The sequence below is a fragment of the Herbaspirillum huttiense genome, from assembly GCF_004367745.1.
In the GTDB taxonomy this organism is placed as follows: domain Bacteria; phylum Pseudomonadota; class Gammaproteobacteria; order Burkholderiales; family Burkholderiaceae_D; genus Herbaspirillum; species Herbaspirillum huttiense.
Genome location: NZ_CP037993.1, coordinates 2,270,331 through 2,291,540, shown reverse-complemented (window position 1 = coordinate 2,291,540; position 21,210 = coordinate 2,270,331). Strand labels below are relative to the sequence as shown.

Genomic DNA, 21,210 nt, shown 5'->3' with positions numbered 1-21,210 from the left:
GCCTCAACCCGCGAAGTGTTGCCAGGTCATGAGGATCTTGCCGTTGCGCTTCAACGGCTTGCCTTCCCCATCCATCACCATGTTGCGCACACGAACATCGGCACCCTTCACCTGATCGCTGCGCAGCGCCAGTGCCGCCCATTCGCGTGCGAACTGGGGTGCATCGAAGGCCGGGCTCACTTGGCGATGCCGCGTGGTCGTGTTGAACAGATCCTGCGCCAGCGCATCGACCTGGGCGCGCCACTCCTCCATCGTGAGATTGCGCCTCTTCTCGTCGTCGTAGCGCTTCACCTTCTTTTCAGCGATGCGCAGGCAGTCAGTGCGGCTCACGCCGAATACGCAAAATGCACTCATGGGGCTCTCCTCTTGGGATTTGATTGACTTCAGCGGGTGGCGCCGTCGCGGCGGAATGGCTGGCATATCTTCGAAACGGCGGACATGGCGCGGATCATTGCGCCGATGCGCACGCGCGCCTGCTTCTTCGTCTCGATGGCTTCGGTGATTTCCTTCTCGGCCCGGCGCAGTGCCTGGATGTCGTCCGGGCTGCCGATCACCTCGGCGCATGCCTGGTGGGCCTCGCTGTCCTCTTTCATCACCAGCGCCAGGTCGGTAATGCGGAATTGGCCGTCGCCCTCTTCCAGGCTGGCCACGCAGAAGCCGTCATGCGACAGCAGCTCGTTCCAGAAGCTGATTTTCAGATCGGTCGGCAGCGCCGCGACGATGGAAGGCAGGAAGTTCGCGCTCAGCAGGTTCTTGTCGTCCGACACATCGTCCAGCCAGCGCCAGATGCGCTGCTGGTGCGCCTTCATGTCGTTGTAAGCGTCTCCACTCCGTCCGAACGTGATGCCAGTCCGCACCGGACCGCCAATGCGTTCGTGCGCCTCAACGATGAATTGCGCAATGGTCGCGTTGCTCAAACCCGTCCGCTTCTTCCACGTCTCAACGTGGCGCCGCAGCGAACCAATCGGGCTTTCGTGTGTATCGTGGAACATGACTTTTAATCCCCGTATGCATACTCTGTTGGCATGCAGAAAGAAAACTACAAACCCGCCAAATTTGGGTGGAAGCCCCTCCGTGATAGATTGCTGGTTCTCACACCACAATCACAAAGGGGCCTCCATGAAACTCTCGGATATCCAGCTGGCGCTTGCAAAGTCCTACTCACTCGACATCGTCTTGCGCGCAATATGCAAAACTCTCGAACCAGAGCAGTCCGCCGCCCTTCTCTCTTTAATCAATGCGCTATCGGACGATCTCAAGAGCTATATGGCGGCAAACGAACGTCAATCTGCGATGACTGAGCAAATTGCAGAATTCCTGCAGCCTTTCCAGAAACAACTGTCTGATCAGTCCCAGGATCAGACCTGACGTCGCAAGCACTCGCTGACACTGCGCTCAATTCGATTCGCCAGATCTTTTTGCTCGGCACGGGAAATACATGCCTCTATTTCTCGTTGTCGTGCGATCTCGATGCGAACGGCTGCGCCGATCAGACGCAGCACAGCACCGATGTACGCGCGACGAATCCATGACGCCAACCGCTTCATTGCGCACCCTCCTGGGCTGGTGCGTCTGTCGCAACGACGCGGCTATGCAGAGACTCGATTGCGCGCAACGTACTGGCTTTGCAATCCGCTTGACCGTTGAGAATTCGATTAACGGTCGGCTGAGAGACTCCGATTTCACTGGCCAAGCGAGGCTCACTCCAGCGTGTCGCTGAACGAATTTCCTGCATCAAGATGCCGATGTCTTTATTCATGCAGGCCATTCTATACGCGCTTGGATACTTATTCAATACGCGAATGGATAGATATTTGCGTGGCGCTATACGCGCACGTATATTGACCAAATGAGTAACATTGCCACCCGTCTTGACCAAGCCATGTCTGCTGCCGGGTTCCCGTCACAGAGTGCGTTAGCACGCGCATCCGGCGTTCCACAGCCGACAATCAACAGGATTTTGAAGAATTCCGGCAAAGGCCACCCCGAGGCTGCCACAGTGCGCAAGCTCGCAGAAGCGTGTAACGTCAGCTTCAACTGGCTCAATGAGGGCTTGGGGGAAATGGGGAGAGATGCGGCAACGCCATCCGCAAAGGTGCAGGCTCTCAAGGCCCTCATCGCCTCGACAGCGCCTGCGGCTCGCCCTGATATTGTCGAGATACCCGTCTACAAGCTCAACATCACTGCCGGCATCACCGGCTTTCAAGCTGAACTTGACGAAAGTGAATTCGCAATCCCAGTTGCAGTCACCCAGCGATGGCTAGACCAGCATGGATTAGCCAAAGAACAATTAGTGGCGACAACCGTACGTGGCGACAGCATGGAGGAAACTCTTTCCGACGGCGATACAGTCATCATCAATACAAAGTCCGTCAGGCCGCGAGACAACAAGATTTTCGCAGTGAATTTTGGCGGGCAGGCTGTTGTGAAACGCTTGATCAGTGATTTTGGAAGGTGGTTCTTAGTCTCCGACAACTCGGACCAAAAACGATATCACCGCGAGGAGTGCTCAACCGAGAACTGCATCCTCATCGGCGAAGTGGTGATGGCTCAGCGCAATTTCTTGCGCGGCTAAAATTTACAGATCCTCGGCCCATATGAAAACCAATCCGATCAAAGTTCGATTCGTTTGGATTGCATTCGCACTAGCGCCTTGCGCAGCCAATGCGCATAAGGTCATTGGTATCTCTGACGGCGACACAATCACCGTTCTCGTAGATCAAAAGCCACTGACGATTAGGCTTGCAAATATAGATGCGCCTGAGAAAAACCAGTCCTTTGGGCAGCGCTCGAAGCAGTCGCTCTCGGATCTTTGCTGGGGCAAGGATGCTCAGTATGATGCCAAGTCGGTGGACAGATACGGAAGGACTGTCGCGATTGTGAGGTGCGGTGGTATTGAGGTAAATCGCGCTCAGGTCCAAAAAGGAATGGCATGGGTCTACCCAAAATACAATACCGATGCGTCCCTTCCAGATCTTGAGTTGGCGGCACGCAATAAAAAGAGTGGGATTTGGTCAGAAAAGAACCCCGTAGCCCCCTGGGAATTTAGGCACGCCGTCACCTCCCCTCAAGATACTGTTTGTCATACGGGCCCAAGGGGCGGTCACTATCGCATCGTAAATGGTCGCAAACAGTATGGCTGCAAATAGTAGGCCTGCCCCCACCCCTGTCTTCTAGGAGCGCTGGAGCGGCAAAACTTCAGACAAGCAGTGCTTGCACTTAATGGCCTCTGATTTGATTTCTTCTGCACAATAAGGGCACTTTCTGGTTTCACTCGCCAATTGTTCCTCTTCTACGCCTTCGGGATTGTGCACCAGCTCAACCCAACCCCTACGATAGAAGCGGGTCGCAACCAAATAATCGATAGTGAACGCATACCCTAGAAAAAGGATGAGGTGCGCCAGCAGGATGATAGGTATGCTGCCGCTTGTTGCCACAAACAACATAATCCCCAAGTAAAAAACGAAGTGGCCCCATAGACCTTTGAGTGCGAGATACAACGGTCCAAAGAATAGAAGTCCGGCAACAGCGCCGCCGCGATCAAACGTTTCTACATAACCGTTCGCTTGATTTTCAAACTGTCGCATTCCGAAACTCCCTAATTTATTTGCTGAATTGTAGCCCACTCCAAATGTGAGCCTGCCGCTACAGGAGATGTCGCGGGAAAATCTATTCATTCGCGTATTGACTTATCTATCCATTCGCGTATAGTTCTATTCATCGACTTACCAAAAGCCTCAGCCGCCCCCCTCGGTGCTCCCCCTCACCGCCTTGGCTGAAAGCATTCCGCGCCGGTTGAGGGCTTCCCGGCAATTTACTTGCGGTCTACGTGTGGAGAGAAACTAAAAATGAATGCCATCTACAGAATTGTCTTCGCCGACGGATCTTGGATCAAGGCTGAATTGCGCTCGACCACGGATGAGCAAGCTTTGCGTGAGGCGAAGATCTTTTTTGGTTTCGATGCTGCATGCGTCGAAAAGCTGCCTGATACCGACAAGGCGGTCATCGCTTACAAGACGCGGGAGGCTGCGCGCTTGGAAGGCGCGCAGGCATACCGCGACTGGGTCAGCGGTCTCGCGCACACCACCGACAATCCGTACTGCGCCGAAGACCCGCGCCATCAAGGATTCGAGGCTGGGATGCTTGCAGCCCAAGAAGACCATCAATCCGCTCTCGCCGCCTGACCACCCCTCTGCCAATCACGAGAGAAGAAGACATGGCCACCGCCACGAAACCAGTGATCCCGAAGCCGACTCCGCGCCGCGCTGCCAAGCCGAAGAAGCCTGCAGCAAAGCCGGTCGATCTGTCGGCGCTGCTGAATCTGCCCGCCCAGATGGAAGCCGGCTTCCAGCGCGTCATCGACGTACTGAGCAAACCCGCCCTGGCGAACTCGGTGCCGCCGCTGCAGACCGCCGCTGAGAATGCGGCCGAACGTCTGGAAGCGCTGCTGATCATTTTCAGCGGTCGCCAGGCGCAGAACATCCTCCAGGACATGCTGGAGAGTGGCCGCGCACCTTCCCGAGAACAGCTGCTGCGCGAAGCCGACAAACTCATTGCTCTGCGAGGTGGCAAATGACTTGCCGTTACCGCTACGTCTTCGCTGATGGGACCATGAGCACGGGCGAGAAGGTCGGCTCGCCGGCCATCATCGAAGCCGCCGGATACCTTGCCGGCGCACTCGGTGTCACCGTGCTGGTGGTCGTATGAAGAACTTCTGCCTGGGCTTCGCATGCGGCGCGTGCTTCATCGTTGCCGCCGTTTTCTTCCTGGCCTCGCTGCAAGCCGCCAAGGCCGCGCCTGTCCAAGTTGCTTGCTGGAGGACGAAATGAGATTTCTCGCCGTCATCCCGGTTTTCTTCCGCCTCTACGGATTCCATCGTCGAGGCGGCAAGCAAGTGACCGCCGCAGTCCGTCTTTCGGCTCGCGCATTCGAGAGCCCGTTTTACCGCTAGTCCCCCTGCCCGCCTCCCCCCCCCCGGCGGGTCGCTCTGGCAGGCGGCCGGAAATTGTCTGCCCACCATTTTTAATCTCACTGGGACAACCCATGGATATCACCATCAAGATCGACATCGAGAAGGCAATCGTCGGAGCACTTGCGCCAGAGAAGCTGGAGCCGATCCTCGATAAGCACGTTACCGAGGCCATCACGTCGGCCATTCGTGACGCCACCGACTACAGCAGCGACTTCCGCAAGGCATTGTCAGAACAGTTCAAGGACGTGCTGCCCCACGGACTGGGCAAGGATGACACTGTGAAGTTCCAGCACATCCTCAACCAGGCCCTGCAAAGTGCGGTGGCCGGCGCAAACCTCGTGCTGGTGCAAAACGCGCTGTCCAAGGCAGTCATGAACACGCTGCCGACTCTGCCCGCTACCGTGACCATGAAAGAACTCCTGGAGATGGCGCGCAGTGACTTCTGCAAAGAGGATGGCGAAGCCTTCTATGCCTACTTCGAGGAGTCGGACACTGGCGGCGGAAGCCTCTACTTGGACAGCGATGAATCCCCCGGATCAGGATTGTATGGCAAGAAGAAGGCACGGGATGAGGCCAAGTATTCCGCCGAAAACGCCATTCACTTTACCAAGGAAGGCGAGGTCTACAGCATGACGCTGGACGGCAACCTGATCAAGCCGGCCTCTATGCCGACCGTGATCAGCGCCTTCGATACCATGCTGATGTCTCTCTACGTCGGCCGCACGCGCATTGTCGAGGTGCTGGACGACGACGATGTCCGCGAGTTGTCCGCCCACCGATACGACGACTAAGGGGTGGCAATGTTCAGAAACGCTCAAATCTACCGCCTGCCGAAGAACTGGAACATGACAGCGGAAGCGCTGGCACTCCACTTGGAGCCGCAGACCTTCACGCCTGCCGGAAACATGGACATGCTGTCGCAAGGCTGGATCCAGCCGCGCGAAAGCTCCGGAAGCCTCGTGCACCAGGTCAATCGCCAGTTCCTGCTGCGCCTGCAGACCGAGAAGAAGATCCTGCCGTCTTCGGTGATCAATCAGGTCACCCGCGAGCGCGCCAAGGAACTGGAGGAGCAGCAAGGCCTCCCGCCGGGCCGCAAGCAAACGAAGGAACTGAAGGAGCAGGTCACCGACGAGCTGCTGCCGCGCGCCTTCACACGCCTGTCCAGCATGTGGGTATGGATAGATCCGGTCAATGGTTGGCTGGTGGCCGACAGCAGCACCCCAGCCAGGGCTGAAGAAGCGCTCAAGCTGCTGTTCAAGGCCGTCCCGAAATTCCCGCTGGAGACCGTCCGCACCGTGATGTCGCCTGGCGCAGCTATGACTGATTGGCTCGCGAGCGACGAGGCGCCGGACGGCTTCACCGTAGATCAGGACACCGAGCTGCGCTCGACCGCCGAGAGCCGCGCAACAGTGCGCTATGTCCGCCATACCCTCGAAGCCGATCAGCTGCGCCAGCACATCGAGACCGGCAAGCAGTGCACGCGCCTGGCTATCACCTGGGCAGACAAGATCAGTTTCACCTTGGCCGAGAACCTGTCCATCAAGAAGATCGCACTGCTGGACGTGCTGAAGGAAAACCACGAGCTGACCGGCAAGCACGATGACGAGCGCTTCGACGGTGATTTCATGCTCTTCGCAGGGGAAATGAGCGGCCTGCTGGCCGCACTGGTTGATGCACTGGGCGGCTTGCTTACCGATGCACCACCCACTAACTAAAAAACTTCAGATCTTCATTTGAATAAGGCGCGGTGGACATCCTGAGCTCGAACTTCAGGGGGTCATCGCCAGCTACAGCCGCCAAGAAACGCTTCTCCTCGATAGCTTGGTTAATCGCCATCCGGATAAGCATTTCATCGGTGAAGTGCTTAATACCCGGATTAAACCAGCTAAGCATGAGTTTGCGAGGCTTACGAATTTCACCTTGCTGGCTGAATGAAATTCTTCCTGCATACCCACCTTGTCGGCGTGTTACCCCAACAAGGAATTCTCCACCACCCTGGTCTTCTGGTGCGGCGAAAAATGTATGCAAACAGAAAAGATGCTCAGTCATTTGTGTGCCTTCTGGTATGTCGAGACTTGATCATGCCACAACGCCAAATAAATCCGCGCAATACCCTATTACGAGAAGGAGCAGAATGTCTACCAAACCCAGCTGGCGCAAGCTTATGGATCTCGGCGCGGTCAAACGCACAGATGCCGGCCTGTGGGCTCGCCCGAGCGCCATCCGGATCCTGCCCGGCTTCAACCTGCGCGACATCGAGGCGCCAGGCTACCGCGATGACATCGAGAGCCTGAAGGATCACAAGCGCCGCGGCGGAAAGGTGCCGCCCCTGGAGGTGAGCTTGTCCGCTGATGGCCAGGGTGTCGATGTCATCGACGGCCACCGCCGCACCACTGCGGATCAAGAGCTCATCGCAGAGGGCCTGAAGATCGAATGGATCCGCATTGAACCGTTCGAAGGCAATGACCTGGAGCGCCAGGCGCGCATCCTCACGAGCCAGGACAACCGCAAGCTGCTCCCGCTGGAGCTGGCCGAAGGTTACCGCCGCCTGAAGGCGTTCGGCCTCAACAACGAGGAAATCGCCAAGATGGTAGGGAAAACGCGCCAGCACATTGAGCAGATGCTCCTGTTATCGGCCGCGCCCCACTCGGTCCAAATGATGGTCAGAGCCGGCGAGACGGCGGCGAGCACCGCCATTGAGGCCGTGCGCGAGCATGGAGACAAGGCCGCAGAGATCTTGGATTCGGCAAAGAAGACCGTCGCGGCCGCCGGCGGCAAGAAGATCACCGCCGCCGCCATCCGGCCGTGGAGCCCGCCTCCGCGCGCGGTGCTGCCAATGGTCTCGGCCGTTGATGCGGTGGTGCAAGCCATTCCGGAACACGTGCGCCAGGTGCTGCAGGAAAAACCCGCCGACGATCAAGTGATCGAACTGCCCGCCGCTGTCGTCTACGAGCTGCTGGCGCAGCAAGGCGCCATCCAAGCACTGCGCGCCAAGGCGGAGAAAAAGGCCTCCAGCAAGGCCGATGCAGCTCCCACCGCAACCACTGGAGGTGATCATGCTGATTAAGCGCATTGAGGGCTCTACGCGCCAACTGGGCGCGCCAGCCGACTGGGACGGGAAGGATATGTCCTGCGGCGTCCTGCCAATCCTCGATGTCCAGACGGCTGAAGGGAATTTCATGTTCTCGGCCTGGGAGCCGACCCCACCCGAGCTGGAGGCACTGAACAAGGGCGCCAATATCGTGCTGGGCGTGCGTGGCACTGCGCATCCTGTCGTCTCGCTGCAGGTCGCGGCCGATATCGCGGTGAAGCATCCGGATGATGTTGCGGTGGATCAGTTCGCCGAGGTCATGAAGGCCAAATTGGCGGACGCACGCGCCAAAGGCCGCAGCGGCTGGCAGGAATGCGACCCCGCCGAGCTCTCCTACATGCTGCGCGAGCACGTCGAGAAAGGCGATCCGCGCGATGTGGCGAACTTCTGCATGTTCCTGTGGATCCTGGGCAAACCCATCGGTGATGCCCGCCCAGTGGTCGGCCTGCAGCTCACTCCACTGGACGGCATCCAGGTCTGGATCGATGCATACACCAATGCAGCGAATGGCCCGCACTTCATGGGCCATGGACGAATCGTGCAGCTCCTGCGCGAGTATCTGGCCCTCCGCAAGCTGCTTGCCCAGCGCACCCCGCCGCCGCTTCCTGAAACGCACTACAACGGCTCGGGCGATGGCAGTGAGCCGCTATACACGGCGGACATGCTGCATCTATATGCCAGTCAGTATGCCGCCTCTCTCGCGCTGCCAGCATCGTCCGCGCCTGAAGGCTACGTGCTGATGCCGCGCCGATTGACAGCGGAGAACGGGGCGAAGGCAGCGCTGTCTGGCGAGTTCGCCGAGAAGGCGACTTACCACTGCAGCCAGTGCAACCACGAAGAGCCCGACGACGGCTGCGAAGAATGCAACGGCCAAGGCTCGTACCAAGTGGATGTACCTATTGAATGGGACACCATCAAGCGGATCTATGACAAGGCCGTCGAAGAGCTAGCCTCCTCCTCGCCAGCGGTGGCGCAGCCGGTGGCTTTCCGTGAGGTCGCGGCCGACGGAACTCCGATCACTGATTGGATCGATGGCTCGCTCCCGCCCAATACTCCGCCGCTTCATCCTGGCGCGACCATTCAATTCGCCTATGGCGCGCAGGTAGCCGAGCCTATCGCATGGGAAAGCACGACGCCGGCCTACGCCAAGTACATCACGGATGCTCGCTATCAACAGCTGCATCCCGGCTTCAAGCCTTGGTTCAAACCCTATCGTTGCAGTCAGTGCAGCGCACCAGCGACCGCGGCCTTCCCGGATGCGCTGACACCGGAGCTGACCTATGTCCTCGGCATGCCGAACTTCCGTTGCGCGCCCTACGCCGAAATTTTTCGCGGGGCTGGCCACGATATCCCCCGCAAAGCAGAAGCGGAACAGGCCTTCGTGATCCATCGTATGGCCCGCGCAGTCCTGCAGCATGGCGCCGGCTGGGATGCCGCGTTCGCTGCCGAGCTGCACGCTGCAGCAGATTCTGCAAAGGCAGCAGCAGCCGCAGGGCCTCAGAAAGGCGGTGCATGATGGGCTGGAGCATCGGATACGACGACACCCACAAGCGCGACATCGGCTACGGCGTGCCGGCTTACTGGGACCACCCTGGCTGCAAGAACGAGATTGATCGCGGCATTTCGTACGTCTGCGGCGGCGAGCCTGGCGGTGGTGAGCATGGATGCGGGCTGTTCATCTGTGCGCATCACCAGCGCGCGAACAAGCATTGCTTCCAGCTGTGCCAGCACTGCGCCGACCGTCGCCGCAAGCAGCTCGCGCCGTCAGAAGATCACCCAGATTGGCTGGAGTGGAAGCTGTCGCACGAAAGCTGGGCGCAGTGGCGTGATGAGAACCGGGAAGAGGTTATCAGGATGCGCGAAGCGCTGAAGAAGGTGCGGCCGGACAGCACCCTTCAACTTGCAGAGGAAGGGTGCGCACCATGAGAGAGATACCACTGCTGATGAATGGACCGATGGTGCGCGCCACTTTGGCTGGCCATAAGACCAACACCAGGCGTGAAATCATCCGTCTCGGCGGTTTCGGCAAGATCACTCAGTTTGGTCGGTCCGATACGCCGGGGTATGACTGGCACTTCCGTGATAGCGCCATGCGGTGGCATGACCTATCCCATGCCCAGCTGATGAAAGCCTGCCCCTATGGCCAGGTCGGTGACCGCCTGTGGGTACGCGAGACTTGGCGCGGTGTCGTCGAGATCAGCCACCCAGATGCACCAGTGAAATACGGTGTAGCCCGCTACGTGCCCGACCAGCAGCACTGCCGGCGCGTCGAATATGCAGCAACCCAGGCTCATGACGGCGAGCCGTGGCGTCCCAATATCCACATGCCGCGCTGGGCCTGCCGCATCCTGCTAGAGATAACAGGCGTGCGCGTGGAGCGCCTTCAGGATGGGGAAGGAGAGGCTGCGTGGGGAAGTCGTTACTTGGCCGAAGGGATCCACAAAATCGACCATGGCCGTGGTGATCACTACTTTAGCGCGTTCCGGACGGAGCCGCACTCCAAGAACTGGGCCGACCCATTTGACGCGTGGCGCGAGCTATGGAGCAGCACCGGCGGCAACTGGGATACAAACCCGTGGGTATGGGTCATTGAGTTCAGGAGGATCAAATAATGCAAGCAATCGCTGAGCCGATCACCTTGACCGAGCAGGAGGTGGTGGCCGTCACCGGTTACCATCGGCCCGCCTACCAGCTTGCGAGGCTGAAGGAAATGGGTATTCCTGCCCACCGCCGGCCGGACAACACCATCATGGTGCTCCGCGTGTATGTCACCACCAGACCGGAAGCTGCTGCAGCGCCGGAAAAACAAGAACCGAAACTCCGCCTGATCCGTAAATGAATCGTTCCCGCAAGACCGGCAAGGGCCTGCCCCGCCGCGTGTACATCCGAGATAACAGCTACTGGTTTTTCCCAGCTGAGCCCATTGTCGATCCAAAGAGCAAGCAGGTCAGGAAATGGATCAAGCTGGCCAGGGTCGCTGATGGAGAGGCTGCGATGCACCTGGCGCTGGCGGGCTTGCTGACGCATGCCGTAGACAATGAAAGCATGGCCTACGCCTGCGCCGAGTTCAAAAAGCACAAGCTGAAGCGCTATAGCGAAGAAACCCAGGCCACCTATGGCCGATACCTCGACACCATGGCCGAAGCGTTTGCCGACTTCTCGGCCCGTCAGGTTACGACCAAGAGCTGGTCCCAGTTCCTCCGGCAGAATTTCAGCGACCGCCCGAATACCGCTCAGAAGTACACAGCCCTGGCGCGCAAGCTGTTCAAGTACATCATCTCCGAACTAGGGTTGCGCGAGGACAACCCCATCGACCAGATTGAGCTGGACGACTATGAGACGGAGCGCCGCCTGATTTTGCCCACTCATGAGCAAGTGCAGGCGATCCGCCAGGCCGGCATGATGAGCAAGGTCAGATCCGACACAGGCAAGGCGCTGCCCACCGCCAGCGGCCCTATGTTTGCCTGCCTGGTCGATGCAGCCTATCTGCTGTGGGCGCGTGCGGTCGATGTGCGCACGCTCAAGGAATCGCAAATCGAGGGAGAAATCGGCGGCCACATCCGGCTGAAGCCATCGAAGACGGCGAAGACCAGCGGCAAATCAGTGGACATCCTGATCACCCCAGCGATTTGGGATGTGATCCAGCGTGCCCGCGCCATCAAGAGGGAATACAAGGTCCATGGCAAGCCGTTGATCACCGGCTACCTCTTCCCGACTCGGAAAGGAACGGCTTATGGAAAGAGCGGCCTGTTCTCGATGTGGGACCGCGCACGCGACCGCCTCGGCATCAACAAGGACTCGCCTGCGGAAGAAAGGATTCAATTCAGGGATTTGCGCGCGCTCGGCGCGACTGATGCAGCTCGAACGAAGCTGCCGATGGAGCAGATCCAGGCCCGGCTTGCACATACGTCGCCGCAGACATCCGAGATCTACATCAAGGAAGTGATTGCCCAGGTCTCGGAAATCGATCTGCCGTTACCGTGGCCCACAAAGCAAAACAGCACTGAATATTAGAGAATCCCTAATATACAGTGCTGTCTATCTGTACAGCTTTCGCCGCAACTGCTTGATTCTATTGGTCGGGACGGTGTGATTCGAACACACGACCCCTTGCACCCCATGCAAGTACGCTACCAGGCTGCGCTACGCCCCGACTGAAGACAAAGATTATAGAGCGCTTGTGTTATTAAATCAACTGTTTCTGCAAAACATTTTTCATCATTTCGCGAAACACCCTAGCCCGCCCTTCCCTGACAATTCAACCGCCATCGCCGCAGCGACATCACGATCAGTCACCGCCCGGAAAAGAACTCATTGAGCAGGAAATTCTGCAGCCCCTTGGTATCTTCCTGCCGCGCCGACAAGGTCACCACGCGGCCCAGCTTCTGCGAATCGAAATTGAAGTCGCCCTGGTAGTAGCGGCGGATCAGCGCAATCATGCTGTTGACCACGGCCAGCTGCACATTGCCCCCAAACCCTGCGTCGACTTCAATCAGCTGGTTCTGGCTGCGGCGCTGGTCGGTAGTCCAGCCACGGAAGCTGTACTGCGCCACGCGCGGCCCCATGCTGATGATCTGAAATACGCCATTGGTGCCACGGCCACGCCGTTCCTGAAAGGCGATATTGGCGCGGGCAATGTCGTTGGCAGAGGGATTTTCCGCGGCACGTGCCGCGGCATTTTCCTGGGCAGCGGCCTGCTCGGCATCTTCTCGCTTCTGTTGATTGCGCTTCAACGACGCCATGAAATCTTCCGCAGGAGCCGCCGGCGCAGCGGCAGCCGCATTGCGGCTGGGTGCCTCGGTCACCGGCAACGGGGTCCGCTGGGGAACCGAAGGACGCGCCACCGGGGCGCTACGGCGAGGCGCCGGCTTGGCGACCGGCTTCTTCTGGACCGGCTCCGGCTTCTTGGGCTCCGGGGCGGGCTTGGGCGGTTCCGGTTGCACCACCGGTGCAGCAGGACGGATGAAACTGACCTGCAAGGGCGCATCGGGACGGCCGGGAGACTCCAGCCTCGGAGGCGTTTCGTTCAGCTTTGCGCGCACGAACATGAACAACACGGCATGCACCAGTATGGACGAAGCAACACCCAGCGCAGTTCTGCGCCGGGAGCGGGCAAGGATGTCTGTTCGGGTCGACGAAACGATAAAACTCATACGGTGTGAAGACAGCGGCGAATAAGCGACTGCGGTCCATGCCCGCGCGCTCCGGATCAGGCCGCTCATGCGCCCCGTCCGCTCCAGCCCTGCCATGCTAACCCATCAACAAAGGCGACATTTTAGCCGGTTTTGAACTGCTCACCGGCCTGATGGCGCGCAGTTTCGCGCAAAACACTCAGCGCCAGCGCCCGCGGCCACCCCATCCGCTGCTGTATCCGAAATAGAAGGACGACGACGGATAGCTATAAGCCGGATAGGCGGGATACGCCGGATAAGCAGGATAGGCGTAATACGGTGAATACACCGGCTGCGCCGGGTAGACTGCCGCGCCATTGTAGGGACTGGCAGGGACGGCCACACAGCCGCCCAGCAGCAATGCGGCGGGCAGCACGGCCATCAGCAAGGCGGAACGCGGTAAGGGCTTCATCATGAACTCCAGCGGCGCAACGGCACCAACCTGACACTATGGCGCGGCGGCGCCGCGCTCGCCAATCTCCTTACCATTTGTTACTCGCTTCATTCATATTGACGCGAGGATGCAGCAATCTTCACCAAGCGTTATTACTGCCTATACCGGCGTGGCCATAATGAAGCGCAGCGCTGCTTATATAATGTCGCGGCAACAAGCCGAGCCGGGCCACCCTCCGGAACCACAATCAAAACGAGACCCTCCGGCGCGACCTGCCCTGCAGCGCGCCCGCATCAGGACAAGCCGATCATCATGACCACCCCTGCCTCTTCCCGTCGCGCCCCCATTGTCGTCATCGCTCCCGACTCCTTCAAAGGTTCGCTCTCCGCTGAGGAAGTGGCTGCGGCCATTGGCGCCGGGATCCTGGCAGCACTTCCCGAGGCTCAGGTCCGGCTGTGCCCGATTGCCGATGGCGGCGAAGGCACGCTCGATGCCCTCATGCACGCCGGCGGCGAGCGCCTGACCGTCGACTGCCGCAATGCTGCCGGCCAGCCAGCCTCGGCTCCGGTAGGCATCCTCAAGGACGGCAGCGCCGTCGTGGAATCAGCCGCCATCGTTGGCATCACCGATGCCGCCGGCATGGCCGTCGCGGTCGACCAGCGCACCACGCTGGGCGTCGGCGATGCCATCGGCCAACTGCTGGACCGTGGTGCCCGTCATTTCCTGGTAGCGCTTGGCGGCAGCAGCACCAACGACGGCGGTGCCGGGCTGCTGGCAGCGCTGGGCGTGAAGTTTCTTGACGCCTCCGGTGCGATCGTGCCGCCGGTGCCGGCACAACTGCAGCGCGTGATGCAGGTGGATGCCTCGGGGCTGGATGCGCGGGTCAAGGAGGCCCATTTCGTGGCGATGTCCGACGTCGACAATCCCTTGTGCGGCGAGGAAGGAGCGACCGCCGTGTTTGGTCCGCAAAAAGGCGTGCAGCCCGCGCAGGTGGCCTTGCTGGACGGCGCACTGGCACACTTCGCCGGCGTGCTGGAACAGGCGCTCGGCCGCCATGCCGCCGGCCAGCCCGGCGCAGGTGCGGCAGGCGGACTCGGTTACGCACTGCTGATGCTGGGCGCGCAATTCCGCTCGGGTGCCGAGACCGTGGCCGACCATATCGGACTGGATGAGGCGCTGGCGGGCGCAGACTGGCTCATTACCGGCGAAGGCCGCAGCGATGCACAAACCCTGCACGGCAAGGCCCCCTTCATCGCCAGCCAGCGCGCGCGCCGCGCCGGGGTGCCGACCACCCTGCTCTCGGGCGGAATCGATCGCAAGTCGCTGGAGAAGCTGCAAACCAGCTTCTCCGGTTGCTTCTCCATCACCTTCGGACCGATGAGCCTGCAGGACGCCATCGCCCAGGCACCGGGCTTGCTCAAGGACAGCGGCGAACAGCTGGCACGCTTGTGGCAGGCTGCAGCCCCGCGTTGAGCAGGCCTCCATCCGCGGCCCGTGCTCAGAACGGTGCCGCGTTCTTTCCCGAAACCATCCACCGGGCCCCGCCGAAGCGGCCCAAACGCAGCTGAGAGAAGAACAGCGCAGACACCTCATCCGAATTCAGCAAGACCGCCACCCGCACCGGGGGCCACCTGAACTGCCTCCGTACCGACACCACGGCAAGTGCCCGCAGGAATTCGAATCACAGCGAACGTCCGAAGAACTGTGCCAGCGGCCCTGTTGGCGGCAAACGCATCCGCTGGCAGAGACTTTCCACGTGTCGCAAGTCGCATATGTGATTTTTTACGACAGTGTTGCCACAGCATCAGCGTAAAGCGAAATCTCGAGGCCAAAATTTCATATATGCAATCTGATCCTCTTCAGCAAATACTGAGGTCATCTCCCACCCAGCGAAAAACCAGGAAGAAAAGACGCTAAATCGTTGATTTTTAAACAATAAAAAAGGACAACTTATATTATTGAAAAGATAATTTTATTGCCGTACGGATCAGTTCATTTCCGCAGCGCACTACTGATCAGTAGTGCGCTGCGGAAACAGTCGAAATCCTTTGCTGGCGCGGGTTTCCGCCCGATTAAAAAAAACGGGAAGTTTATGTTTTTTGTCGTTTTTTTATTGCTAGCGCAAGAAAGCAAATGTTATAGTTCCGACATCAACGCATGTTTTGTTACAACTGTCAGAGGTTGTCAGCACAAATTTCATATCTGACAATTACAAGATTGACTGAGACGCAAGAGTCACGGGCAATCCAGCATCAAGTGAGTTGATTTGTTTGAATGGAAAGCGCCACGCGCAATCCTCTTCATTTATTGCCGCAACCCTAAGGATTGATCCCATGAAAAAACTTCTCGCTGCTTCTGCCATTGCGATGGCGCTGAGCTTTGCCGGCACCTCCGCGCAAGCTGCTGCCCTGACCTTCACCTCCAATGGTGTCGCGACTTTCAGCAACGTCATCACCACCGGCACCGGTACGACGTTCAGCGACATCTATACTTTCTCTCTGCCTGGCACAACCAGCGCATCGGGCGCGCTGACGACCATTACGCTGGGTTCGCTGCTGGGTCTGGCTATCAATAGCGTCACCCTGACCAACACCACGAGCAATACGGTCTTTAACGCCGTGCTCAATTCCAGCAGCACGTCGACCGGCACCAATTACTCGATTCCCACCACGCTGTTGACCGGTGGTTCGTACAAGCTCAATATCGCCGGGACCGTGTCCGGCAGCAATGGGGGCTTCTACGCTGGCGGCCTGAACGTTGCAGCCGTGCCGGAAGCCTCGACCACCGCCATGATGCTGGGTGGCCTGGCACTGGTGGGCTTCGTGGCCCTGCGTCGCCGTCGCAACGAAGACAGCAAGTCCTTCGCAGCCTCGCAGATGACCGCTGCCTGACCTGCAAGACTGGCCTGCCAGAACTGCCAAAAGAAAACGCCCGATTCATATCGGGCGTTTTTTGTTTGGAGCGACGCTGCTTAAAGACAGCGCCGGGAAGGACGCTGCCTCCCCGCTTCCTACTCTTCCGTAGCCAGCTTCTTGGCCAATGACTGCCAGCGCCAAGTATCGGCACACATGGCATCCACGTCACGCAGGGCACGCCACCCGAGCTCACGCTCGGCGCGATCGGTGGCCGCATAGCACATGGCGATGTCGCCGGGACGGCGTGCGGTCAGCTGATGGGGCAGTTTCTTGCCACAGGCCTTCTCGAAGGCAGCCAGCATTTCCAGCACGCTGTTGCCGCGTCCGGTACCGAGATTGTAGATGCGCACGCCCGGGCCCTCGCCCAGCTTGACCAGCGTCTTGAGATGGCCCAGCGCCAGGTCCACGACGTGGATGTAGTCGCGCACGCCGGTGCCGTCCACCGTGGGATAGTCGCTGCCATAGACAGCCAGGCTGGCGCGGCGGCCATCGGCCACCTGCGCGATGAAAGGCAGCAGGTTGTTGGGAATGCCGCTCGGATCCTCGCCGATCAGCCCGCTCTCATGCGCGCCGACCGGATTGAAATAACGCAGCAAGGCAATGTGCCAATCGGGGTCCGAGACATGAATATCGCCCAGAATCTGCTCCACCATCAGCTTGCTGCGGCCATAGGGGTTGGTGGCCGACAGGGGAAAATCTTCCGTGATCGGCACCGAGGCAGGATCACCATAGACCGTGGCCGACGAACTGAATACCAGCTTCTTGACGCCGTGCCGTGCCATCGCGGCAAACAGCAGGTTGCTGCCGTTGACGTTGTTGTCGTAGTAGCGCACCGGCTGCTGCACCGATTCGCCGACTGCCTTGAGACCGGCGAAGTGAATCACCGCATCGATGGCATGCGTGCTGAAGACCTGGTCCAGCAGGGCCGCATCGCGGATATCGCCTTCGATGAATACCGGCGCCCTGCCCGAGATCTGCGCCACCCGATCGATGACGCTGCGGCGGCTGTTGCAGAGGTTGTCCAGCACCACCACGTCGTAGCCCGCATGCAGCAGCTCCACGCAGGTATGAGAGCCGATGTAGCCGGCACCGCCGGTCACCAGGATCGTTTGCTTGGCCATCTTGTTCCTTGTAGTTCAGTGAAGAAGTCTGTGAAGCATCCATGACCGGGCACATCCACACCCGGCAGCGGTGCCTGAAACGCAGCGGCAGGTCAAGCCGCCGGCTCGCGCGCAACGACCTTCGCGGGCGCGCCCACGACGGTGGCACCGGCCGGCACGTCATGCAACACCACCGACATGGCACCGATCTTGCTGCCATCGCCGACGTGAACGCCGCCGAAGACCTGCGCATAGGCACCAAACTCGACGTTGTCGCCGATGACCGGAACCGGACCATCTTCCCTGCGGTTGCCGATGGTCACGCCCTGGCGCAACGTGCAGCCCGCACCAAGCACCACGTCAGCGTGCAGGAAGATGTTGCCGAAGTGCCAGATGCGCAGCCCTGGTCCGATGCGGGCAGTGCGGGGCAGGCTGATGCCAAAGGCGGTTTCCACGAAACGGAAGGCCACCCAGTAGAACACATTGCTGAGCTTTCTCTTGAGCCCGGGCGGGGCGGCTTCGATGCGGCGGCCCCAGCGGTAGACCCAGATCGCCCAGATCGATTGCTCCTTCAGAAAAGGACGGCGCATGTTGTAGCGACGAAGGTCGGCATCCCAGTCAGGATCCTTGCTCATCGGAAAATCCTTTCATTTAGCGCTTGGCAAAGCTGCATGTTGTTTTGTCTGCTGCACCGAGCCTTCAAATGAAAGAAAGTTCTCTTTCAGTGCAGCAATTTTTTAAAATAATCTGGTTGAAATCAGCGCCATTTACACATCACAATATTATCTGTGCGCCGCAACAATATGATAAATTCGACGCACTGGCTAGGGGCAGGACAACAGGCCACACGTGCGTTTCCGGGCGGAAAGCCCCTCCGGATGGCGTGAATTAATGACGACGGGCATCAACCCTGTTCACCGGTAACTCTACCGTCGATATGCGCATCAAGAGTTCACCGCATACAGTAGGCATGTGCTTGCGCTCCCACTCTGATCACACTCAGAATAACGCTCGAAAAACCACCATCGCCGGTTGACGTCCGCATTCCCCGGCAGCCTCATGAACACAACAAATCTGGCCCTCGACCGTCGCCGTTAAAAAACTCCGCTTACATGAACCAGCGACCCACAAAAAATCCACTGAACAACCGCGTACGAGGCACGAAGTGAAGATCGCCTACCTCATCCTCGCGCACAACAACCCCAGGCTACTGGAACGGCTGATTGCCGAACTCTCCGGCGAGCATGCCAGCTTCGTCCTGCACATCGACAGCAAAGCCGATATCACGCAATTCAAACGGCTGAGCGCGATGCCGCGGGTCCTGTTCTGCGACAAGCGCATCAACGGGGCGTGGGGTGATTTTTCGCTGGTGCAGGCCACCCTGAACATGATGGAACTGGCCATGCAGAACGAGCCACAAACCGGCCGCGTGGTGCTGCTCAGCGGCAGCACCCTGCCGGTCCAGCCAAGGTCGTATATCGAAGATTTCTTCCAGCGCCAGGCGGATGCAAACTTCATGGAGGCCTACCCGATGCCCAATGAAGAACATGGCAAGCGCATCGGCCGCCTGGCCCATTACTGGGTGCGCCGGGCCAGACCGCTGATGCGTTACCGCTGGAAGTTGCAGGACCTGATCATCCGCTACGCGCCGCTGCGCGATTACCGCAAGGCGCTGGGCGAACTGCAGCCCATGGCCGGCTCCCAATGGTGGGCGGTGACCGGCGAGGCTTGCCGATACATGCTGGACTACCACCGGCAGCACCCGCGGCTGGCGTCCTTCTGCAAGCATGTCGACTGCCCTGATGAATTCTTTTTCCAGACCATCCTGGGCAATTCGGAGCATGGCAAGGATCTGCAGCCAAGCATCACCTATACCGACTGGCAGCCCAAACGGGATAGCCCGGAGACCTTGACGCAATCTTACCTGGCGCATTTCGCGCAGCCCGTCGTGATGGCTTCGGAGCGGCACAACTGTCCGTTGCCGGGTGGCGAAGTGCTGTTTGCACGCAAGTTCAACGAAGAGCCATGGCAGGTCGTCGAAACCCTGCTGGAGAACAACCAGCGCAAGGCGCAGACTACCCTCTCCCCTCACTGAACACCAGACAGCCAGACAGCCGATCTCAGCACTCCGCCACTGCGCCGAGGGCTATTTTTTCATGTCCGCCAGTTGCAGTGACTCTCAGGGGACAGGCACGCAACCCGCCCGGGAACCGGCTCAGGCAGACTCATTGCCGCCCAGGCGGCGACGCTCCCATCGGGCCTTGATCATGCCGAACAGCTTGCGAATCTCGGCCAGGGTCGGGACCAGGCGCGGAACCGGTTGCTTGAGCACGTAGGGATACATCGCCAGCGTGATGATCATCCGCAGCACCGCACCCAGCAGCATCAGCAGGGCCAGATAGACGGAGATGTTCTCCTTCGGCAGGAAGGGCAGCATCAGGACCAGCGGGATGAGCGACAGCACATGGCGTCGCAAAATCAGGCCAGGCTTGCCGCCGGCATTGAAACGCTGGGCCAGGGTCCAGGCCGCTCCCGACAGCACGCATTCAAACATCAGGATGATGAAGCTCGGCGTCACCGAGTCGAACTTGGGGCCGTAAGCCAGGCGAATCAGCCACGGGGCCAGCACCGAGCCAATCCCTGCCAGCACCAGCATGGGCACGAGCGTGAAGCGGAAAGCCGTGTTGATGCTGGAATTCAATTCCCCCTCCTCCTTGCCGGCATAGCGCGAATAGAGGGCCGTATTCATCGCCTCGTGGATCGCACCGATCAGGCGCGAGGTGGTGAAGGCCAGCGTGTAGTAGCCGAACTCCTCGATGGTACCGACCTTGAGCAGGTAGACCTTGTCGAAATAGGTCATGGCCAGCGCCACCAGCCCGGTGCCGTGCTGGTTCAAGGCGTATTTCACCATGTCGGAGGTGCGCGCCCGCGGCAGGCTGGCCAGCTCGGCCGGTGCCGGGCGGGCGCTGAACAGGTAGAGCCGGCACCACTGCAGGCACATGGCGATGAGCACCAGCGCACACACCATTTGCCCGATCAGGATGTATTCGAATTGCACCGGTCGGCACAGCCAATACAGCACACCCAGAGCAGCCAGGTTGAAGATGGCCCCGGAAATGCGCGTCAGGTTCAGGAAGGCCAGCGAGGTTTCCAGCTGCGACAGGTTGAACAGGTAATTCTGCAGGCCCGTGACCACCGCAAACGCGGTAATGAGCGCGATGTGCTTGTGCAAGATGGTGTTGTCGTTGATCAGGACCCCTACCGCTGCCAGCAGCAGTGTCCCGGCGCCAATCACCAGCGCCGACAGGTACACGAAGCGCCGCTGGGGGAAATACAGCCCGGTACCGCGGAAGTAGATGTAGCTGTAGGCCAGATCCCAGCGCCCCAGCGCAGTCGACAGGCCGATGATCAGCAACGAGCCCGACAACAGCCCGCGCCCCTCCGGTCCCAGCATGCGCGTGGTCAACACCGAAATGGCAAAACCGAGCACCGTCACGCCGACCGTGGTCAGCAGGGTTCTTCCGGAAGACTTGACTATCTCTTTGAAGGACATCGGGTATGGATTTG

General features: G+C 59.5%; 28 protein-coding genes and 1 tRNA gene. 17 read left to right on the top strand and 12 right to left on the bottom strand.

Annotation, left to right across the window (positions count from 1 at the left end; all coding sequences use genetic code 11):
* Nucleotides 1–3 precede the first annotated feature (3 nt).
* Both E2K99_RS10310 and E2K99_RS10305 read right to left on the bottom strand, forming a co-directional pair.
* Nucleotides 4–354, bottom strand: coding sequence for a hypothetical protein (locus E2K99_RS10310; protein WP_134222150.1), 351 nt, complete (start codon nucleotides 352–354; stop codon nucleotides 4–6).
* A gap of 29 nt (nucleotides 355–383) precedes the next feature.
* Nucleotides 384–992 (bottom strand): hypothetical protein, encoded by a 609-nt coding sequence (locus E2K99_RS10305; protein ID WP_134222149.1) that lies wholly within the window; start codon nucleotides 990–992, stop codon nucleotides 384–386.
* Nucleotides 993–1,119: 127 nt separating this feature from the next.
* Between E2K99_RS10305 and E2K99_RS10300 the strand changes: the two genes are divergently transcribed.
* Nucleotides 1,120–1,368, top strand: coding sequence for a hypothetical protein (locus tag E2K99_RS10300; protein ID WP_134222148.1), 249 nt, complete (start codon nucleotides 1,120–1,122; stop codon nucleotides 1,366–1,368).
* Here the strand turns inward: E2K99_RS10300 and E2K99_RS10295 are convergent.
* Complete coding sequence (locus tag E2K99_RS10295) at nucleotides 1,359–1,547, bottom strand: hypothetical protein (RefSeq protein ID WP_134222147.1); 189 nt, start codon at nucleotides 1,545–1,547, stop codon at nucleotides 1,359–1,361. The two genes, E2K99_RS10300 and E2K99_RS10295, sit on opposite strands and share 10 nt — an antisense overlap.
* Entirely contained in the window at nucleotides 1,544–1,735 is a 192-nt protein-coding gene (locus E2K99_RS26210) for a helix-turn-helix domain-containing protein (protein ID WP_406851279.1), read from the bottom strand. Before E2K99_RS26210 ends, E2K99_RS10295 begins: the two co-directional genes overlap by 4 nt.
* Before the next feature lie 114 nt (nucleotides 1,736–1,849).
* On the opposite strand from E2K99_RS26210, the gene E2K99_RS10290 reads away from it, so the two are divergent.
* Complete coding sequence (locus tag E2K99_RS10290) at nucleotides 1,850–2,575, top strand: LexA family transcriptional regulator (RefSeq protein WP_134222146.1); 726 nt, start codon at nucleotides 1,850–1,852, stop codon at nucleotides 2,573–2,575.
* A 22-nt stretch (nucleotides 2,576–2,597) separates the two neighbouring features.
* Nucleotides 2,598–3,149, top strand: a complete 552-nt coding sequence (locus tag E2K99_RS10285; RefSeq protein WP_134222145.1) for a thermonuclease family protein — start codon at nucleotides 2,598–2,600, stop codon at nucleotides 3,147–3,149.
* A 24-nt stretch (nucleotides 3,150–3,173) separates the two neighbouring features.
* Here E2K99_RS10285 and E2K99_RS10280 read toward each other — a convergent pair whose 3' ends face one another.
* Nucleotides 3,174–3,587, bottom strand: coding sequence for a zinc ribbon domain-containing protein (locus tag E2K99_RS10280; RefSeq protein WP_134222144.1), 414 nt, complete (start codon nucleotides 3,585–3,587; stop codon nucleotides 3,174–3,176).
* 261 nt (nucleotides 3,588–3,848) lie between these two features.
* Here E2K99_RS10280 and E2K99_RS10275 point away from each other — a divergent pair, with 261 nt between their 5' ends.
* The 5 genes from E2K99_RS10275 (at nucleotide 3,849) to E2K99_RS10260 (ending at nucleotide 6,687) form a co-directional block, all read left to right on the top strand.
* Nucleotides 3,849–4,184: a hypothetical protein gene (locus E2K99_RS10275; RefSeq protein ID WP_134222143.1), complete on the top strand. Its 336-nt coding sequence runs from the start codon at nucleotides 3,849–3,851 to the stop codon at nucleotides 4,182–4,184.
* A gap of 32 nt (nucleotides 4,185–4,216) precedes the next feature.
* A complete protein-coding gene (locus tag E2K99_RS10270; protein ID WP_134222142.1) occupies nucleotides 4,217–4,576 on the top strand; it encodes a hypothetical protein in 360 nt (119 codons plus the stop codon).
* Nucleotides 4,573–4,707: a hypothetical protein gene (locus tag E2K99_RS26070; protein ID WP_276321825.1), complete on the top strand. Its 135-nt coding sequence runs from the start codon at nucleotides 4,573–4,575 to the stop codon at nucleotides 4,705–4,707. Before E2K99_RS10270 ends, E2K99_RS26070 begins: the two co-directional genes overlap by 4 nt.
* 336 nt (nucleotides 4,708–5,043) lie before the next feature.
* The gene (locus E2K99_RS10265) at nucleotides 5,044–5,763 is read left to right on the top strand and encodes a hypothetical protein (RefSeq protein ID WP_134222141.1); all 720 of its coding nucleotides are present in this window, start codon (nucleotides 5,044–5,046) and stop codon (nucleotides 5,761–5,763) included.
* 9 nt (nucleotides 5,764–5,772) lie between these two features.
* Nucleotides 5,773–6,687 carry a recombination-associated protein RdgC gene (locus E2K99_RS10260; protein WP_134222140.1) on the top strand — a complete coding sequence of 305 codons (915 nt, stop codon included), beginning with the start codon at nucleotides 5,773–5,775 and terminating at the stop codon, nucleotides 6,685–6,687.
* On the opposite strand, the gene E2K99_RS10255 is transcribed toward E2K99_RS10260, so the two are convergent.
* The gene (locus E2K99_RS10255) at nucleotides 6,680–7,021 is read right to left on the bottom strand and encodes a hypothetical protein (RefSeq protein ID WP_134222139.1); all 342 of its coding nucleotides are present in this window, start codon (nucleotides 7,019–7,021) and stop codon (nucleotides 6,680–6,682) included. The two genes, E2K99_RS10260 and E2K99_RS10255, sit on opposite strands and share 8 nt — an antisense overlap.
* Before the next feature lie 85 nt (nucleotides 7,022–7,106).
* Between E2K99_RS10255 and E2K99_RS10250 the strand changes: the two genes are divergently transcribed.
* From E2K99_RS10250 to E2K99_RS10220, 6 genes are read left to right on the top strand one after another with little or no spacing between them, the layout of a single operon-like run.
* The gene (locus tag E2K99_RS10250; protein ID WP_134222138.1) at nucleotides 7,107–8,039 is read left to right on the top strand and encodes a ParB/RepB/Spo0J family partition protein; all 933 of its coding nucleotides are present in this window, start codon (nucleotides 7,107–7,109) and stop codon (nucleotides 8,037–8,039) included.
* Nucleotides 8,029–9,579 (top strand): hypothetical protein, encoded by a 1,551-nt coding sequence (locus tag E2K99_RS25870; RefSeq protein WP_240733887.1) that lies wholly within the window; start codon nucleotides 8,029–8,031, stop codon nucleotides 9,577–9,579. The genes E2K99_RS10250 and E2K99_RS25870 overlap by 11 nt, the downstream gene beginning before the upstream one ends.
* Nucleotides 9,576–9,989 carry a hypothetical protein gene (locus tag E2K99_RS10235; protein WP_240733886.1) on the top strand — a complete coding sequence of 138 codons (414 nt, stop codon included), beginning with the start codon at nucleotides 9,576–9,578 and terminating at the stop codon, nucleotides 9,987–9,989. The genes E2K99_RS25870 and E2K99_RS10235 overlap by 4 nt, the downstream gene beginning before the upstream one ends.
* Nucleotides 9,986–10,675: a hypothetical protein gene (locus E2K99_RS10230; RefSeq protein WP_205703773.1), complete on the top strand. Its 690-nt coding sequence runs from the start codon at nucleotides 9,986–9,988 to the stop codon at nucleotides 10,673–10,675. Before E2K99_RS10235 ends, E2K99_RS10230 begins: the two co-directional genes overlap by 4 nt.
* Entirely contained in the window at nucleotides 10,675–10,902 is a 228-nt protein-coding gene (locus E2K99_RS10225; RefSeq protein ID WP_039788619.1) for a DUF4224 domain-containing protein, read from the top strand. The genes E2K99_RS10230 and E2K99_RS10225 overlap by 1 nt, the downstream gene beginning before the upstream one ends.
* A complete protein-coding gene (locus E2K99_RS10220; RefSeq protein ID WP_134222136.1) occupies nucleotides 10,899–12,077 on the top strand; it encodes a tyrosine-type recombinase/integrase in 1,179 nt (392 codons plus the stop codon). Before E2K99_RS10225 ends, E2K99_RS10220 begins: the two co-directional genes overlap by 4 nt.
* Nucleotides 12,078–12,139: 62 nt before the next feature.
* Here E2K99_RS10220 and E2K99_RS10215 read toward each other — a convergent pair.
* From E2K99_RS10215 to E2K99_RS10205, 3 genes are all read right to left on the bottom strand, one after another.
* A tRNA-Pro gene (locus E2K99_RS10215) sits at nucleotides 12,140–12,216 on the bottom strand.
* A gap of 139 nt (nucleotides 12,217–12,355) precedes the next feature.
* Complete coding sequence (locus E2K99_RS10210) at nucleotides 12,356–13,111, bottom strand: hypothetical protein (RefSeq protein ID WP_240733885.1); 756 nt, start codon at nucleotides 13,109–13,111, stop codon at nucleotides 12,356–12,358.
* A 283-nt stretch (nucleotides 13,112–13,394) separates the two neighbouring features.
* Nucleotides 13,395–13,649, bottom strand: a complete 255-nt coding sequence (locus E2K99_RS10205) for a hypothetical protein (protein WP_227022623.1) — start codon at nucleotides 13,647–13,649, stop codon at nucleotides 13,395–13,397.
* Nucleotides 13,650–13,940: 291 nt separating this feature from the next.
* On the opposite strand from E2K99_RS10205, the gene E2K99_RS10200 reads away from it, so the two are divergent.
* Entirely contained in the window at nucleotides 13,941–15,101 is a 1,161-nt protein-coding gene (locus E2K99_RS10200) for a glycerate kinase (protein ID WP_134222135.1), read from the top strand.
* Between the two features lie 860 nt (nucleotides 15,102–15,961).
* A complete protein-coding gene (locus tag E2K99_RS10195) occupies nucleotides 15,962–16,519 on the top strand; it encodes an FxDxF family PEP-CTERM protein (protein ID WP_134222134.1) in 558 nt (185 codons plus the stop codon).
* 119 nt (nucleotides 16,520–16,638) lie between these two features.
* Here the strand turns inward: E2K99_RS10195 and galE are convergent, their stop codons facing one another.
* Together galE and E2K99_RS10185 are read right to left on the bottom strand one after the other, a co-directional pair.
* A complete protein-coding gene (gene galE / locus E2K99_RS10190) occupies nucleotides 16,639–17,664 on the bottom strand; it encodes a UDP-glucose 4-epimerase GalE (RefSeq protein ID WP_134222133.1) in 1,026 nt (341 codons plus the stop codon).
* 92 nt (nucleotides 17,665–17,756) lie between these two features.
* Nucleotides 17,757–18,278 (bottom strand): serine acetyltransferase, encoded by a 522-nt coding sequence (locus E2K99_RS10185; RefSeq protein ID WP_134222132.1) that lies wholly within the window; start codon nucleotides 18,276–18,278, stop codon nucleotides 17,757–17,759.
* Nucleotides 18,279–18,808: 530 nt separating this feature from the next.
* Between E2K99_RS10185 and E2K99_RS10180 the strand changes: the two genes are divergently transcribed.
* Nucleotides 18,809–19,738, top strand: coding sequence for a beta-1,6-N-acetylglucosaminyltransferase (locus tag E2K99_RS10180; protein WP_166675056.1), 930 nt, complete (start codon nucleotides 18,809–18,811; stop codon nucleotides 19,736–19,738).
* A gap of 120 nt (nucleotides 19,739–19,858) precedes the next feature.
* On the opposite strand, the gene E2K99_RS10175 is transcribed toward E2K99_RS10180, so the two are convergent.
* Complete coding sequence (locus E2K99_RS10175) at nucleotides 19,859–21,196, bottom strand: MATE family efflux transporter (RefSeq protein ID WP_134222130.1); 1,338 nt, start codon at nucleotides 21,194–21,196, stop codon at nucleotides 19,859–19,861.
* Between the last annotated feature and the right edge of the window lie 14 nt (nucleotides 21,197–21,210).

Coding starts and splice junctions, on each gene's coding strand:
- E2K99_RS10310 (WP_134222150.1), bottom strand. CDS start 354: ATGAGTGCATTTTGCGTATTCGGCGTGAGCCGCACTGACTGCCTGCGC.
- E2K99_RS10305 (WP_134222149.1), bottom strand. CDS start 992: ATGTTCCACGATACACACGAAAGCCCGATTGGTTCGCTGCGGCGCCAC.
- E2K99_RS10300 (WP_134222148.1), top strand. CDS start 1,120: ATGAAACTCTCGGATATCCAGCTGGCGCTTGCAAAGTCCTACTCACTC.
- E2K99_RS10295 (WP_134222147.1), bottom strand. CDS start 1,547: ATGAAGCGGTTGGCGTCATGGATTCGTCGCGCGTACATCGGTGCTGTG.
- E2K99_RS26210 (WP_406851279.1), bottom strand. CDS start 1,735: ATGCAGGAAATTCGTTCAGCGACACGCTGGAGTGAGCCTCGCTTGGCC.
- E2K99_RS10290 (WP_134222146.1), top strand. CDS start 1,850: ATGAGTAACATTGCCACCCGTCTTGACCAAGCCATGTCTGCTGCCGGG.
- E2K99_RS10285 (WP_134222145.1), top strand. CDS start 2,598: ATGAAAACCAATCCGATCAAAGTTCGATTCGTTTGGATTGCATTCGCA.
- E2K99_RS10280 (WP_134222144.1), bottom strand. CDS start 3,587: ATGCGACAGTTTGAAAATCAAGCGAACGGTTATGTAGAAACGTTTGAT.
- E2K99_RS10275 (WP_134222143.1), top strand. CDS start 3,849: ATGAATGCCATCTACAGAATTGTCTTCGCCGACGGATCTTGGATCAAG.
- E2K99_RS10270 (WP_134222142.1), top strand. CDS start 4,217: ATGGCCACCGCCACGAAACCAGTGATCCCGAAGCCGACTCCGCGCCGC.
- E2K99_RS26070 (WP_276321825.1), top strand. CDS start 4,573: ATGACTTGCCGTTACCGCTACGTCTTCGCTGATGGGACCATGAGCACG.
- E2K99_RS10265 (WP_134222141.1), top strand. CDS start 5,044: ATGGATATCACCATCAAGATCGACATCGAGAAGGCAATCGTCGGAGCA.
- E2K99_RS10260 (WP_134222140.1), top strand. CDS start 5,773: ATGTTCAGAAACGCTCAAATCTACCGCCTGCCGAAGAACTGGAACATG.
- E2K99_RS10255 (WP_134222139.1), bottom strand. CDS start 7,021: ATGACTGAGCATCTTTTCTGTTTGCATACATTTTTCGCCGCACCAGAA.
- E2K99_RS10250 (WP_134222138.1), top strand. CDS start 7,107: ATGTCTACCAAACCCAGCTGGCGCAAGCTTATGGATCTCGGCGCGGTC.
- E2K99_RS25870 (WP_240733887.1), top strand. CDS start 8,029: ATGCTGATTAAGCGCATTGAGGGCTCTACGCGCCAACTGGGCGCGCCA.
- E2K99_RS10235 (WP_240733886.1), top strand. CDS start 9,576: ATGATGGGCTGGAGCATCGGATACGACGACACCCACAAGCGCGACATC.
- E2K99_RS10230 (WP_205703773.1), top strand. CDS start 9,986: ATGAGAGAGATACCACTGCTGATGAATGGACCGATGGTGCGCGCCACT.
- E2K99_RS10225 (WP_039788619.1), top strand. CDS start 10,675: ATGCAAGCAATCGCTGAGCCGATCACCTTGACCGAGCAGGAGGTGGTG.
- E2K99_RS10220 (WP_134222136.1), top strand. CDS start 10,899: ATGAATCGTTCCCGCAAGACCGGCAAGGGCCTGCCCCGCCGCGTGTAC.
- E2K99_RS10210 (WP_240733885.1), bottom strand. CDS start 13,111: ATGTTCGTGCGCGCAAAGCTGAACGAAACGCCTCCGAGGCTGGAGTCT.
- E2K99_RS10205 (WP_227022623.1), bottom strand. CDS start 13,649: ATGATGAAGCCCTTACCGCGTTCCGCCTTGCTGATGGCCGTGCTGCCC.
- E2K99_RS10200 (WP_134222135.1), top strand. CDS start 13,941: ATGACCACCCCTGCCTCTTCCCGTCGCGCCCCCATTGTCGTCATCGCT.
- E2K99_RS10195 (WP_134222134.1), top strand. CDS start 15,962: ATGAAAAAACTTCTCGCTGCTTCTGCCATTGCGATGGCGCTGAGCTTT.
- galE (WP_134222133.1), bottom strand. CDS start 17,664: ATGGCCAAGCAAACGATCCTGGTGACCGGCGGTGCCGGCTACATCGGC.
- E2K99_RS10185 (WP_134222132.1), bottom strand. CDS start 18,278: ATGAGCAAGGATCCTGACTGGGATGCCGACCTTCGTCGCTACAACATG.
- E2K99_RS10175 (WP_134222130.1), bottom strand. CDS start 21,196: ATGTCCTTCAAAGAGATAGTCAAGTCTTCCGGAAGAACCCTGCTGACC.